At 54.7% G+C, this 14,226-nt stretch carries 15 protein-coding genes; 6 read left to right on the forward strand and 9 right to left on the reverse strand.

Annotated elements, in window-relative coordinates; translation table 11 throughout:
* Positions 1-46 precede the first annotated feature (46 nt).
* The 7 genes from ACIRQ6_RS07775 to ACIRQ6_RS07805 form a co-directional block, all read right to left on the reverse strand.
* Positions 47-1,324, reverse strand: coding sequence for a branched-chain amino acid ABC transporter permease (locus tag ACIRQ6_RS07775; RefSeq protein WP_420863878.1), 1,278 nt, complete (start codon positions 1,322-1,324; stop codon positions 47-49).
* A gap of 89 nt (positions 1,325-1,413) precedes the next feature.
* The gene (locus ACIRQ6_RS07780) at positions 1,414-2,424 is read right to left on the reverse strand and encodes a branched-chain amino acid ABC transporter permease (RefSeq protein ID WP_420863560.1); all 1,011 of its coding nucleotides are present in this window, start codon (positions 2,422-2,424) and stop codon (positions 1,414-1,416) included.
* Positions 2,424-2,825 (reverse strand): hypothetical protein, encoded by a 402-nt coding sequence (locus ACIRQ6_RS07785; RefSeq protein ID WP_420863561.1) that lies wholly within the window; start codon positions 2,823-2,825, stop codon positions 2,424-2,426. The genes ACIRQ6_RS07780 and ACIRQ6_RS07785 overlap by 1 nt, the downstream gene beginning before the upstream one ends.
* Positions 2,826-2,863: 38 nt before the next feature.
* The gene (locus ACIRQ6_RS07790) at positions 2,864-3,238 is read right to left on the reverse strand and encodes a hypothetical protein (RefSeq protein ID WP_420863562.1); all 375 of its coding nucleotides are present in this window, start codon (positions 3,236-3,238) and stop codon (positions 2,864-2,866) included.
* A 1-nt stretch (position 3,239) separates the two neighbouring features.
* Positions 3,240-3,953, reverse strand: a complete 714-nt coding sequence (locus ACIRQ6_RS07795) for an ABC transporter ATP-binding protein (protein ID WP_420863879.1) — start codon at positions 3,951-3,953, stop codon at positions 3,240-3,242.
* A 57-nt stretch (positions 3,954-4,010) separates the two neighbouring features.
* Positions 4,011-4,787, reverse strand: coding sequence for an ABC transporter ATP-binding protein (locus tag ACIRQ6_RS07800; RefSeq protein ID WP_420863563.1), 777 nt, complete (start codon positions 4,785-4,787; stop codon positions 4,011-4,013).
* A 96-nt stretch (positions 4,788-4,883) separates the two neighbouring features.
* Positions 4,884-6,077, reverse strand: coding sequence for an ABC transporter substrate-binding protein (locus tag ACIRQ6_RS07805; RefSeq protein ID WP_420863564.1), 1,194 nt, complete (start codon positions 6,075-6,077; stop codon positions 4,884-4,886).
* A gap of 199 nt (positions 6,078-6,276) precedes the next feature.
* Here ACIRQ6_RS07805 and ACIRQ6_RS07810 point away from each other — a divergent pair, with 199 nt between their 5' ends.
* Positions 6,277-7,359, forward strand: a complete 1,083-nt coding sequence (locus tag ACIRQ6_RS07810; RefSeq protein ID WP_420863565.1) for a PQQ-dependent sugar dehydrogenase — start codon at positions 6,277-6,279, stop codon at positions 7,357-7,359.
* Between the two features lie 16 nt (positions 7,360-7,375).
* Here ACIRQ6_RS07810 and ACIRQ6_RS07815 read toward each other — a convergent pair whose 3' ends face one another.
* Positions 7,376-8,380, reverse strand: a complete 1,005-nt coding sequence (locus ACIRQ6_RS07815; protein ID WP_420863566.1) for a GlxA family transcriptional regulator — start codon at positions 8,378-8,380, stop codon at positions 7,376-7,378.
* Positions 8,381-8,511: 131 nt separating this feature from the next.
* Here ACIRQ6_RS07815 and ACIRQ6_RS07820 point away from each other — a divergent pair, with 131 nt between their 5' ends.
* Complete coding sequence (locus ACIRQ6_RS07820; protein ID WP_420863567.1) at positions 8,512-9,879, forward strand: class II 3-deoxy-7-phosphoheptulonate synthase; 1,368 nt, start codon at positions 8,512-8,514, stop codon at positions 9,877-9,879.
* A gap of 92 nt (positions 9,880-9,971) precedes the next feature.
* Here the strand turns inward: ACIRQ6_RS07820 and ACIRQ6_RS07825 are convergent, their stop codons facing one another.
* A complete protein-coding gene (locus ACIRQ6_RS07825; RefSeq protein ID WP_420863568.1) occupies positions 9,972-10,700 on the reverse strand; it encodes a PAS domain-containing protein in 729 nt (242 codons plus the stop codon).
* 260 nt (positions 10,701-10,960) lie between these two features.
* On the opposite strand from ACIRQ6_RS07825, the gene ACIRQ6_RS07830 reads away from it, so the two are divergent.
* From ACIRQ6_RS07830 to ACIRQ6_RS07845, 4 genes are read left to right on the forward strand one after another with little or no spacing between them, the layout of a single operon-like run.
* Positions 10,961-11,851 (forward strand): YicC/YloC family endoribonuclease, encoded by an 891-nt coding sequence (locus ACIRQ6_RS07830; RefSeq protein WP_420863569.1) that lies wholly within the window; start codon positions 10,961-10,963, stop codon positions 11,849-11,851.
* Positions 11,852-11,854: 3 nt separating this feature from the next.
* A complete protein-coding gene (gene gmk, locus ACIRQ6_RS07835; protein ID WP_420863570.1) occupies positions 11,855-12,508 on the forward strand; it encodes a guanylate kinase in 654 nt (217 codons plus the stop codon).
* Positions 12,505-13,023, forward strand: a complete 519-nt coding sequence (locus ACIRQ6_RS07840; protein ID WP_420863571.1) for a gamma carbonic anhydrase family protein — start codon at positions 12,505-12,507, stop codon at positions 13,021-13,023. The genes gmk and ACIRQ6_RS07840 overlap by 4 nt, the downstream gene beginning before the upstream one ends.
* Positions 13,020-14,219 (forward strand): trans-sulfuration enzyme family protein, encoded by a 1,200-nt coding sequence (locus ACIRQ6_RS07845; RefSeq protein WP_420863572.1) that lies wholly within the window; start codon positions 13,020-13,022, stop codon positions 14,217-14,219. Before ACIRQ6_RS07840 ends, ACIRQ6_RS07845 begins: the two co-directional genes overlap by 4 nt.
* Positions 14,220-14,226 lie beyond the last annotated feature (7 nt).

Consider the following 14,226-nt stretch of genomic DNA (forward strand, 5'->3'; position numbering starts at 1 on the left):
TCCAGCCACCCCAAAACCATCCACCAAAAACGGCATTTTTTGTCGTTTACTTCTCTGGGATCAATCCACGTGGACTGAACCTAAGCACCAGCAGCAGGATCACCCCCATGGTCAGAAGGCGCATATGAGCGGCACTGTCGATCAGATGCAGCCGCAGCGGGCTGGTTTCGGCCATCCCAGCGGTCAGGGCTTCGATCAGCAGCAGCCCAATAGGCTCCACTTGGATCCAGAAGAACCAGATAATGAATCCGCCCAAAACGGCCCCAAAGTTATTGCCCGATCCGCCAACGATCACCATGACCCAAACAAGGAAGGTAAAGCGCAGGGGCTGATAGCTGGTTGGTGCCAGCAAACCATCGAGCGAAGTCATCATCGCACCTGCCACGCCGCAAATGGCCGAGCCCAGAACAAAAATCTGCAAGTGGCGGCGCGTGACGTCTTTGCCCATAGCCTCGGCTGCGACTTCGTTGTCGCGGATCGCGCGCATCATCCGGCCCCATGGCGATTTTAGGGCCAATTGGGCCAACACCAGTAGGATCGCCAGAACGATGGCAAAGAGAACCGAATAGCTGAGTTTGACATAGAGCGAGGAGGCGGTGACAGGATCCAATCCCAAACCTTGGGCGCGCTCGACAAAGCTGGCAGAGTTCTGCAGATCGATCTCATAAGGCACTGGCCGCGGGATACCGTTGACGTTCTTGACGCCTCGCGACAGCCAATCCTCGTTTTTCATGACAGCGATAACGATCTCGGCAATCCCGAGGGTCGCAATCGCCAAGTAATCCGACCGCAGGCCAAGCGCTGTTTTCCCAATCACCCAGGCTGCCCCCGCAGCAATTAAACCGCCCACGGGCCAAGCGAGAATGACTGGCAGACCAAGCCCACCAAGGTTGCCAGTGGCGGCTGGATCAATCGCCTCAACGCCTGCAACACCGCCATCAAATACAAAACGGAACAGGAAAAACCCAGCGATCAGAATGACAACTGTCCCCAGATTACGAATGCGTCCAGCGGCGGTTTTACTGCGGAACAAAATCGCACCAACAATTGTGCCAGCCCCTAGGGCCAGTCCTAATAAGATGCGCAGACCCCCAGCGGCCATTGCACCCTCGGTTGGCGGCATCGAAACCAGCACCGTGGCCAAACCGCCCAAGGCGACAAAGCCCATGATCCCGATGTTAAACAGGCCTGCATAGCCCCATTGCAGGTTCACGCCCAATGCTAGAATTGCGCTGATCAAGCCAAAGTTGACGATCTGTAGGGCCACGTTCCAGCTTTGTAAAAAACCAGTGGCAAGGACCAAAGCCAAGACGATGGCAAACATGGTCAACACGTTCAGGCGATCCTGCTCTTGGCGACGCGCCATCACGTTCAGACCGATCAGGGCCGCAAACAAAGGGATAAGAAAGAGGGTCATACGGATTTCCCCTTAAACAGGCCAGTAGGTCGGAACAACAAAACGATGATCAGGATCACAAAGGACACGGCGAATTTGTAATCCGTCGACAAAAGCTGCACCAATCCGCTGGGGTCCAGATTGTCGGGCAGCACATAAGTCAGTACTTTTTTCCACGCATAGGTTATGGTCACTTCGCTAAACGCGATGACAAACCCACCGACGATCGCGCCGATCGGATTGCCCAAACCACCGACGATTGCACTGGCAAAAATCGGCAGAAGCAGTTGGAAATAGGTGAAGGGTTTGAACGATTTATCAAGGCCGTACAGAACCCCTGCAATCGTCGCAAGGCAGGCCACGATCACCCAAGTCACCATCACCACACGGTCTGGATTGATGCCCGAAAGAAGCGCCAGATCCTCGTTATCGGAAAAGGCACGCATGGATTTGCCAGTGCGTGTGCGATTAAGGAAATAGAACAGCAAGGCCACAACAATAACGGCTGTAATCACAGTGATCCCTTGGGTCGTCTTGATGGCCAACCCTTCACGCAAACCGGTCATAGCCTTAAAGTCGCGTGCAGAAATGATAAACCGTTCCCCATCGGCAAACCGTTGATCGCCTGGTCCAATGACAAAGCGCACCAGCCCGTTCATGATAAACATCACCCCCATGGAGACGATGACAAGGATCACGGGTGCCGCTTTTTGCGTGCGGTAGAACTGATAGACCAGCTTATCGGTACCCAGCAGCAGCAGGATCGTCGCCGCGATCCCAAAGGGCAGGGCCAAAAGCGCCGTCGGAAACGGGCCAATGCTGATCCCCCAGCTTTGAAACAGCCATGTCACAAGAATGGTGCACATCGCCCCAAAGGCCATCGTGTCCCCATGGGCAAAGTTGGAAAACCGCAAAATGCCGTAGATCAGTGTGACGCCCAAAGCGCCCAAGGCCAATTGCGCGCCATAGGCCAGCCCCGGGATCAGGACAAAGTTTGAAAGGGCCACAAGGGCATTAAGAAAGTCCATTACTCTGCTTTCATCTTACATGTGCCGCGATATGTGATAGCCAATTCAGCCTTGGCCAAATGAACCGTATAAAACGTCGCACCATCCTCTTGGATCGTCATCCAATGGCCCGCTTGACCGGGAAGGCTGACAAAAAGCGACGGCAATTTGTCAGGATGGTCTTTGTGAAAGGCCAGCAGGCCGGGCAGGGTTTCTGCATCGCTGACCAGACGCCCCATCGTGGCAGCCACTTCCACGGATTGATCTGCGTTGGTGAAGGTGTCTTTGCCTTGGCTTTCCAAGCTGGCTGAGAAATTTGTCTCGTAACAGTCGTCAGCAATCAGACATTCTTGGGTAAACGCACAGTGCGTGACAGCTGCTGCGGCGATATTTGGTATCGCGCAGAGCCATACAGCAGCCATGCGCCAGCCATACACCTGCCATACGCTATATGGCACCCTCATTGGACCACCGTGCAGATGCCGTGGCGCAGGGTCGAACCGGTTACCCCATCCATGCTGACCTCCTGCACAAACAGGGCCTTGCCAGAGGCGTGCAGTTGCAGGCTTTCAATCCCGCCATCGGCCCGCGTGCCTGCGTACATCCACGTCTCGGCATCCATCTGTTGACGGGATTGCACGGCGTAACTTTCGTCCACTGTGGTCATCATCGGCGTGGCCGTTGTGGCAGCCTCGACCGTGACTTTATAGCCTGCGTCTTGGCAGGTGTTTTCATCCTCGCCCATGCACAACTGAAAGAACCCACAGTCAAATGTTATGGCTGCCGCAGGTGTGGCCAACAGGGTCAAAACACTCAAAATAGATACGAAACGCACGCTACCCTCCCAAGAAACTTTTGCGGACTTCGGGGTCATTCAGCAGGGCCTGACCCGTGTCTGTAAAGGCGTTGCGCCCTTGCACCAAAACATACCCTTTGTCTGCGATATCAAGGGCTTGTCGTGCGTTTTGTTCCACCATCAGGATCGAAATGCCTGTGCGCGCGACCTCGATAATCCGGTCAAAAAGCTCATCCATCACAATTGGTGAAACACCGGCCGTCGGCTCATCCAACATCAACACGGACGGCTGTGTCATAAGTGCGCGACCCACAGCCACTTGCTGGCGCTGGCCACCTGATAGTTCGCCCGCGGCCTGACGACGCTTGTCGCCCAAAATCGGAAACAGTTCATAGACCTGTTCAATGGTCTGACGAATGTCGTCCCGGCGCAAAAACGCCCCCATCTCAAGGTTTTCTTCAACGGTCATGGACGTAAAGATGTTGTGGGTCTGCGGCACAAAAGCCATCCCCTTGGCCACCCGCGCTTGCGGAGTGAGCTTTGTAATATCCTCGCCTTGCAACCGCACTGCGCCAGTATGGATGTTCAACATCCCAAACACGGCCTTCATTGCGGTAGATTTACCGGCCCCATTAGGCCCAACGATCACAGCAATCTCACCTGTGTTCACGGCAATCGTACAATCGTGCAAGATGTCCGCGCCAGTGCCATAGCCACCGGTCATGCCATCCCCGATCAAAAACGGCTCAGACATGTGATCCATCCCGTTTCTTTTTTCCAAAAATACTCAAATCCCAGCGGAAACAACACATTACGACGCTTCCTTGTTCTTAAGGCCCGTGCCCAAATAGGCCTCGATCACAGCCTCATTCGACTTGATCTCATCAATCGTACCTTGGGCCAGAACCTTGCCCTCTGCCATACAAATCACCGGATCACAGAGCCTGCCGATAAAATCCATATCGTGTTCGATCATACAAAAGGTATAACCGCGCTCTTTGTTCAGACGCAGAATCGCATCGCCGATGGTATTGAGCAAAGTTCGGTTCACACCGGCACCGACTTCGTCCAAAAAGACGATTTTGGCATCAACCATCATTGTCCGGCCAAGCTCTAGCAATTTCTTTTGCCCACCGGACAGGTTTCCGGCCCGTTCATGGGTCAAGTGATCCACAGTGAGAAAATCTAAAACTTCATCGGCCTTGGCGCGCAGGGCGCGTTCTTCATCCGCAATGCGCTTGCGTCCAAACCATGTGTTCCAAAGCGTCTCGCCGGATTGACCAGAGGGCACCATCATCAGGTTTTCCTGCACGGTCATGGACGAAAATTCATGGGCAATTTGGAAAGTACGCAGCAGCCCTTTTTCAAACAATGTATGGGGCGGCAGGCCCGTGATATCCTCACCATCCATGCGCACGACGCCAGATGATGGATTAAGAACACCCGCAATCACATTGAAAAGAGTGGTTTTTCCCGCACCATTAGGGCCGATGAGGCCGGTGATTGACCCTTCGGCAATCTCCAGCGTCGCACCATCGACAGCCCGAAAGCCGCCAAAACTTTTGACGATATTATTTACGGATATCATAGGGTCCCCGGGTGGTTTTTCAGCGGCTGATTTTGACCAGCTCTTGGTAGATGAGAAAAGCGCGAACCCTCAGGCCCGCGCTTTTCTATGTTTGGTTTAGCGGTATTTGGCTGTCTCGATGACGCCGTTTTCCAATTTGATCTGGCGGTAGTTGCCGGCGCTTTCGCCACCGTTTACCAGCTCAACTGCCGAGGCACCCACATAGTCGATGTCGCCACCGCCCGCGAGAATTTCCAAAGCCTTGTTCAACTCACCTGGGAAAATCTTTTCACCCGGAGCGTTTGCGACCATTTCAATTTTGCCTTTGTAGTCAGCCGGATCCGAGGACTCTGCTGCCTGCATGGCCAACATAATCAAAGCTGCAGCGTCGTAGCTTTCTGGTGTGAACGGAGACGTGCTGTCAAATGCATCGCCAACCATTTCAGCAAACATTGCAACGCCTTCGCTGTCTGTGCCGGGGTGCTGGCCAGTGGAGCCGTCGATCTCAGAACCAAAGTTTTCTTCCAGTTTTGCGCCGATCATGCCGTCTGGGAAGTGGAACGTGTCAAACGCACCGCTGTCCAATGCAGAGCGCACGATGCCGGACCCGCCTTGGTCTACATAGCCTGCAACAACCAAACGGTCACCACCAGCGGATGCCAAGGCACCCACTTCGGCGGAATAGTCGGCTTTGCCGTCTTCGTGGGCTGCAGAAATGGTAACCTCGCCACCGGCTGCTTCATAGGCCGCTTGGAATGCGTCGGCCAAACCTTTGCCATAGTCGTTATTTGTGTATGTCAACGCCACGGACTTGATGCCTTCTTCCATCAAAACCTCTGTCATAACAACGCCTTGGCGTGCATCCGACGGGGCTGTGCGGAAGAACAAACCATTGTCTTCAGCTGTGGTCAGGGCAGGGGATGTGGCCGATGGGGATACCATGACAACACCGTTTGCCAAAGCAACGTTTGCCAAAATCGCACCAGTAACACCGGAACAATCTGCACCCATGATGCCTTTGACCCCATCAGCTGTGATCAGACGTTCTGCTGCTGCAGTGGCCGCTGCGGAATCGATACATGTGCTGTCCGCACGCACAGCTTCCACCTTGGCGCCGCCCAACAGCTTGCCGCCGTCTGTGACTTCTTTCATCGCCAATTCAGCGCCGTCTGCCATGGACGGTGTCAGCGATTCAATCGGACCCGTAAAGCCCAAAATCACGCCGATTTTTACGGTTTCAGAATGGCTACCGGCAAAGGCGCTGGACGCCATGATGCTGGTAAGTGCAGTTGCTGTAAGCAGCTTTTTCATTTTTAGTCTCCCTAGGACATTTTGTGACTGGTCAAGACAGTAGCTAAGTTTTTCAGAATGAAAAGTGACTCATGCAGGCAATGGGCCTCTTTACGCCACGAAAAACAGGCAAATAAATCGGCACTCACGCGAAACCGTGATTTGAACTTGGGCAGGCACCGCTTAGGTTGAAGGTCAGACCAAAACTGGAGGGTTTCTGATGTGGCGCGCGCTTGTTCTTTTGTTGATCTTCACCCAGCCGCTGGCGGCATTTAGCACCAGTCAGCCCGATGTTGAGGTGGTCCCGATGATCCGTGGTTTGGATGAACCTTGGGGGCTTGGGTTTTTGCCAGATGGCAGTGTTTTGGTGACGGAACGGGATGGCCGCTTGCTGCATGCCAAAAACGGCGAGGTAAATGTGATCAAAGGACTGCCACGTATCGCCGTGCAGGGCCAAGGCGGGCTGTTGGATGTAATGGTGCCTCGTGATTTTGCCCAAAGCAGCGAGGTTTTCTTCAGTTTCTCGAAAAAGCAGGGTCGTGGGGCTGGGACGGCTCTGGCTGTTGCCGAGTTTGACGCAAACCAAGGCCGGTTGCGCAATGTGCGCGTGATCTTTGAGCTGGCGCAGGGCAGTACCGGCGGGCGGCACTTTGGCAGCCGGATCGTTGAGGCCCGCGATGGCAGTCTGTTTTTGACCATCGGGGATCGGGGGGATCGTCCGTCGGCACAGGATTTGTCGGTACAGAACGGATCCGTTGTGCGCGTCAATCGTGATGGCACAGTGCCTGCGTCAAACCCGTTTGTGGACCAGTCCGAGGCGCAACCGCATATCTGGTCCTACGGGCACCGCAATCCGCAAGGGGCGGCTTTGGACAACGCTGGCAATCTGTGGGTGGTTGAGCATGGGGCAAAGGGTGGTGACGAGGTGAATCGCATTACCAAAGGCGCAAATTTTGGCTGGCCAGTGATTTCTTATGGGGAACATTATTCTGGAGCAAAGATTGGCGAGGGCACCGCCAAAGCGGGCATGCAGCAGCCCGAATTCTATTGGGATCCGTCCATCGCCCCTTCGGGGATGATGATTTATTCCGGCGCTCTTTGGCCCGAATGGAAGGGGTCGATGTTTGTTGGATCACTCAAGTTTGACTACATTAGTCGGCTTGATCCACGCAGCTCCCGTGAAGTTGAACAGATCAAATCAGACGCCACGCAACGCGTGCGCGATGTCGTGGAGGCCCCTGATGGCAGTATTTGGTTTCTAAGCGTGGGGCAGGGGGCCGCCTACCGCGTCACGCCCAAATAGTATCAGCCAAATAGCGTCAGATTGACAGGCGTGCGGCCTGCGCCCCGCGTTCGCGGTAGGGCGTCGTGGAATAATGCGAACGATAGCATTTTGAGAAATGCGAGGGCGAGGCAAACCCGCAAGCCAAAGCCACGTTGATCACACTCATATCGGTTTGCATCAGTAGATTGCGGGCCTTTTGCAGGCGTAACTCCATATAGTATCGCTTAGGCGAGCGGTTCAGATACCGGCGAAACAGACGTTCCAATTGCCGGGTCGACATGCCGACGTCCTTGGCCAAGACCGAGGGGCTGATCGGTTCCTCGATGTTGTTTTCCATCATCTGGATCACTTGGCTCAGCTTTGGATGTCGCACCCCGATCCGTGTTGGCACGGACAGGCGTTGGGTGTCTTGGTCCGTGCGGATTGACGAATAAATCAGCTGGTCGGCGACCGCATTGGCCAATTCCTCGCCATAGGTGTCGGCAATAAGTTTGAGCATCAAATCGATCGAAGATGTGCCGCCTGCTGTGGTGTAGCGATTGCCGTCCACCACAAACACGGATTTGGTCAGCTCGACCTCATCAAATTCCTCGGTAAAGCTGTCTTGGTTTTCCCAGTGGATCGTGGCCTTTTTGCCGTCCAACAGTCCGGCCTTGGCCAAAGCATATGTGGCTGTGCAAAGCCCACCTATTGTAGCACCCCGACGGGCCTCGCGCCGCAGCCAATTGAGAATGCGTTTGGTGGTGGCGGCTTGGACGTCTATGCCGCCGCACAGTAAAACAGTGTCGTCACGCGAAACTTCACCCAAATCATCGGTGACGTTAAATTCAGTGCCTGCAGAGCAGGACACGGGGCTGCCCCCCTCACTGGCCAAAGACCACGAAAACAAGTCTTGCCCGGACATGCGGTTTGCGATCCGCAAAGATTCTAAAGCCGCTGAAAAGCACAGCAACGTAAAGTTATCCATCAGAACAAACACAAAGTGCTTTGGTTTGTCGGGGGTCATAGAAATGTCGACGGTGGGGTTTTGTACGGACATTTTCGCATCCTTGGTGGTCGTATCGCGACATCAACACGCATTGAAACGCAGGATCAAGCCCAAACAGCATTGGCATTAGCCGCAATGCAGAATATACGGGCTGCGTGATACCGCTAACGGGAGCAAAAGCGATGACCAAATGGCAAAAATCTGACTGGCGCAGCCTGCCACGCGTGCAGATGCCAGACTATGTGGACCAGGCCGAATTGAACTCGGTTGAGGCGCAATTGTCGAAATATCCACCTTTGGTTTTTGCAGGCGAGGCCCGCAGCCTGAAGGCCAAACTGGCCGCTGCGTCCCGCGGTGAAGCGTTTTTGCTGCAGGGCGGCGATTGTGCCGAAAGTTTTAGCGAATTTTCTGCCGATACAATCCGCGATACCTTCAAAGTGATGCTGCAAATGGCAATGGTGCTGACATATGGCGCCAAGGTTCCTGTGATCAAAGTGGGTCGCGTTGCGGGTCAATTTGCCAAGCCGCGTTCGGCCAATACCGAAACTAAGGGCGATCAGGAATTGCCCAGCTACCGTGGCGACATCATCAACGGTTTTGATTTCACGCCCGAAGATCGCATCCCAGATCCGCAGCGGATGTTGCAGGCCTACACGCAGGCCGCCGCCTCGCTGAACTTGTTGCGTGCGTTTTCAACGGGCGGCTATGCGGATGTGCATCAAGTGCACGGTTGGACTTTGGGCTTTGCCGAAGGTGAAAAAGCCGCGGCCTACCGTGACATGACCAACCGGATTTCCGACACCTTGGATTTCATGCGCGCGGCAGGTGTGAACCAGGAAACGGCGCACACGCTGCAATCCGTTGATTTTTACACCAGCCACGAAGCGCTGTTGTTGGAATACGAAGAGGCACTGACACGTGTTGATAGCACCTCTGGTAAATGGATTGCAGGATCCGGTCACATGATCTGGATCGGCGACCGGACGCGTCAGCCTGATGGCGCACATGTTCAGTTCTGTTCAGGCGTGCAAAACCCGATCGGTCTGAAATGTGGTCCAACAACCACGGCTGAAGACCTCAAGGTGCTGATGTCCAAGTTGAACCCGGAAAATGAGGCAGGCCGTTTGACACTGATTGCGCGTTTTGGTGCGGGATCTGTGGGCGATCATCTGCCACGTCTGATCAAGGCTGTGAAAGAAGAAGGCGCAAACGTGCTGTGGTCCTGTGATGCGATGCATGGCAACACGATCAAATCCTCGACCGGGTACAAAACACGGCCGTTTGAGTCTGTTTTGCGCGAAGTACGCGAATTCTTTGGCATTCATGCGGCAGAAGGCACAGTGCCCGGCGGTGTGCATTTCGAGATGACCGGCAAGGACGTGACTGAATGCACAGGCGGTGTCCGTGCGGTTACTGACGAGGATCTGTCGGATAGATACCACACAGCCTGCGACCCACGCCTTAACGCCAGCCAGTCTTTGGAATTGGCATTCTTGGTGGCAGAAGAACTGTCTGCACGACGCGAAACCCTTAGCGAGGTTGCGGTTTAACCTACGGCGCGAACCGCGAGTTTTTGCTAGTGGAAAAAGTAAAGCCCGAGTGCATTTATGCCTCGGGCTTTGTTATAAGCTTTTGCTAAATTTTAATTATCGAAGTCCAAAACACGCAGGTACGGCACACGTGTGGCTTTGCCTTTGGGCTGGGCCTTTGGCGCTGTTGCCTCGACCGTGCGGTGGGGCAGGGTATCGATTTGAATGTGACCTTCCAGCGGAGTGACCTCAGAGTTCAAAATCTCGAAAGTCCGCGGCCCACGGCCAATCGGCCCAATGGTGACCAACGCGCCCAAAACACGGGTCACGGCACCGGTTTCATCGGCCAAAGGCAAGAGGATCAATTTGCCCGTGATATGTGGATTGCCAAAGCTGCCCCGTGCGGTGAGGTCCAATTTGACGATAGCAGGACCCTCAAATGCGGCTTTCAACGCGTCGCGCAATTGGGTGCGGGCATTCGCCTTGAAAAAGGACGAGACCGGCATGCCACGCACGTCCATTCCCATTAATTCTGACAAGTGCATGCCTGCGATGCGGAACCGGGCCAAACCCGGGGCCACTTCTTCGGCAATAAATGCATATTCAAGGCAGCTTTCGATGCCACGTGGGTTCACGTCAGCGCGTTTTGGCACCAAACGCCCCTTGCGTAAAGCGGCCCAATAGGCCTCAAGCTTTGTAATCTCGGGAAAGCGGTAGTCGGGTTTTTTCTGCTCTAACTGAACCACGGTATTTTGATCAGGATGAGCGGTAGGAACCGACTTTATAGTCGGTGCTTTTTTAGTGTCGGCCTCTGGTGCGGCAAAGTCTGTATCGTCGTGCATATTCTTTGTCCCAAGCTTTGCAGCATGTGCTGCCGTGGCCCCCACCACGATGGATTTAGACAGAGGTTTATCTAAAAATTGCGCCTTTGCAGAGTGAAAATTTTCAAAGTGGTTAAAGCGTCAAGTTAAATAAAATCTTAATGGAATTGAGGTTTTGGTTAACGCAAGTGAACTTGCCGAACACACGCTTCAAAAGAGTCGGCTTGCACGGGCTGGGCCCAATGCCTACACACCACAGCCAAGCAAATATGGGGATTTTGATGACGCACTCAATGACAGCCTATGCCACAGGAACGGGCACACAGGCTGAATTTTCGTGGCAGTGGGACCTGCGCGGCGTTAATGCAAAAGGGTTGGATTTACGGTTGCGGGTGCCCGATTGGATCGATGGTCTAGAGGCACAAATCCGAGCCGCGTTAACCAAATCCTTGGGGCGCGGCAGCATTCATTTGACCCTACGCGTGACCAATGAAGGCAGCGACCAAGCGCTTGAATTGGACCAGAGCGCGTTGAAATCCGTGTTGTTGGCACTGGCCGAAGTGGAAACAGCGGCCCATGACGCCATGGTCAGTTTGGCGCCTACCAGTGCGGCCGATGTTTTGGGATTTCGGGGCGTGCTGGAAGGTGGCCAACAAAGCCAGGACACCGCAAGCCTTGGCAAAGCCCTCATCGCGGATCTGGGTCCGATCATTGACGCTTTTTGTAAAATGCGCGCCGCTGAAGGGGTCAGTTTGCAGTTGGTCTTGCTGGATCATTTGTCGCAGATTGAAACCCTGTCGAAAAAGGCGGCTGCCTTGGCCGAGGCCCGCAAGGATAAAACTGCGGTCTCCGTTCAGCGCGCATTGGATACGGTTTTGCAAAATGGCCGTGAGGTGGATCCAAACAGATTGGCGCAGGAATTGGCGCTACTTGCGATCAAAGCGGACATCACCGAAGAAATCGACCGGCTCGCAGCCCATGTCAAAGCCGCGCGGGATCTGTTGGCCGAGGACATTCCGGTAGGCCGCCGTCTGGATTTTCTGGCGCAAGAATTTAACCGCGAGGCCAATACTTTGTGTTCGAAATCCAGTGACACCGAGTTGACCGCTGTGGGTCTAGAGCTTAAAGCGCTGATAGAGCAGATGCGTGAGCAAATCCAGAACGTGGAGTAGGCAATGGCCCAAAACGAGGCACAACGCAGGGGGCTTTTGATCATCTTGTCATCCCCGTCTGGCGCTGGAAAATCCACTTTGGCGCGGCGGTTGATGACGTGGGATCCCAGCCTCAGTTTTTCGGTGTCCGCCACCACCCGCGCCCCGCGCACGGGCGAAGAAGATGGTCGTGAATATTATTTCCGCACGCGAGCCGAATTTGAAGACATGATCGCGCAGGGTGAAATGCTGGAACATGCCGATGTCTTTGGCAATCTTTATGGCAGCCCCAGTGCGCCTGTTGAAGCAGCCATTTCGCAAGGACGCGATGTGGTTTTTGACATCGACTGGCAGGGCGGACAACAAATCCGCAACTCGGCTTTGGGCAAACATGCCCTGTCGATTTTCATCCTGCCGCCATCGATCCCTGAATTGGAACGCCGCTTGATTGCACGGGGCCAAGATGCTGAGGACATCATCGCCAACCGCATGCAAAAAAGTCGCGATGAGATCAGTCACTGGCCGGAATACGACTATGTCTTGGTCAATGATAACCTTGATGAAACGGAGGCCTATTTGAAAACAATCATTGCCGCAGAACGGCTGCGTTTGGATCAACAACCGCATTTGGTCGAGGTCGTGCGACGGTTGAATGCTGAATTTGAGGCGCGCTCGTGAGTGTTTATGGCTTGGACGGGCGTGGGCCTGTTGTGGATGGGACTGCGTGGATCGCCCCGGGGGCCCATGTCATGGGCAACGTCGTGTTGAACGCCGAAACTTCGGTCTGGTTTGGCGCGGTTTTGCGCGGGGATAATGAGCTTATCGAGATCGGGCAGGGCAGCAATGTCCAGGAAAATTCGGTTTTGCATACAGACATTGGCTATCCGTTGAAAACAGGGCGCGATTGCACCATCGGGCATAAGGCAATTTTGCATGGGTGCACCTTGGGTGATCAGGTTTTGATCGGTATGGGGGCTACGGTTTTGAACGGGGCGGTGATTGGCGACAATTGTTTGATCGGGGCAGGGGCGTTGATTACGGAAGGCAAGGAAATTCCCGCAGGAAGTCTGGTCGTGGGCACCAACAAGGTTGTGCGCAGCCTGTCTGAGACCGAAATCGCGGGCTTGAAAGCCTCGGCCACTGGATACCAAATGAACGCGCAACGCTTTGCCAAGGGGTTGGAACTGATATGAGCAAACCCCCAGTAAATTTGGTGCGCGGTGTTGCGTTTCCGACGTCCAGTAGCCGCGCTGTCGTAACGCCGCTGCAGCCCTCTGTGGTTTATGCCTCGCCCAGCCCCGATGCGTTGGATGATCAGTATGAAGGTCGGGCCAAGGGCTATACCTATGCGCGCGAAGGCCACCCCAATGCGGATGTTTTGGCACAGAAAATTGACCAGCTTGAAGGCGTGAGCGGCGGGATCATAACCTCGTCAGGCATGTCTGCGATCACAGCGGGCCTGCTGGGGCTTTTGTCCGCGGGGGATCACGTGATTGCGGGCGATCAGCTTTATGGGCGGTCGCTGCGGATGCTCAAGCTGGACTTGCCGCGCTTTGGCATCACCACCAGTTTTGTCGATCCAACGGATGCGGCTGCCTTGGCTGCAGCAGTGACGCCACAGACAAAAGTGATGTTGCTTGAGGTCGTCTCGAACCCCACCTTGCGGGTGGCCGATATGCAAGCGGCCCAAGATATTTGCGCCAAGCACAACTTGATTTTGATGGTGGATAACACGTTTACAACACCCAAGGCATATTGTCCTTGCGATCATGGGGCCGATGTTGTGATCCATTCGGTGACCAAACTTCTGGCGGGGCATTCGGATGCCACCTTGGGCTATATTGCCGCCGTCGATCCTGATCACATGCGCCGGATTTATGACACCAGTGTAACTATGGGTTTCACGCCCAGCCCCTTTGATTGCTGGCTGGCGGAACGGGGGCTTTATTCCTTTGACCTGCGCTATGATCGGTGCCAGTCAACCGCTTCTGATATGGCCGAGGCATTGGCACGCCATCCAAAGGTGTCCCGTGTGTTGTATCCCACGCGCAGTGATCACCCGGATCATAACCGTGCTGTGACGCTGTTGGGCGGGCAGGGCAGCCATATTGTCAGCTTTGAATTGGACGCAAGCGGCGTGGCAAACCCCCGTGATCTGTCCAACGCCTTTGTCCAAGCAGCAGATGCGATTGCCTTTGCACCGACCTTGGGCGACATCGGCACCACCCTGTCGCATCCGGCATCTTCGTCGCACCGCGCCCTGAGTGTCCAAGAGCGCGCAGAGCTGGGCATGACCGAAACGTTCTTTCGGATGTCTGTGGGGATCGAAGCACCTGACGTTTTGATTGCACAGGTCATTGCCGCGATTGATGCGGCCACGAACCCATAAGGATCGC

Origin of the sequence: Algirhabdus cladophorae (genome assembly GCF_044772865.1) — a bacterium.
Classification (GTDB): Bacteria; Pseudomonadota; Alphaproteobacteria; order Rhodobacterales; family Rhodobacteraceae; genus Algirhabdus; species Algirhabdus cladophorae.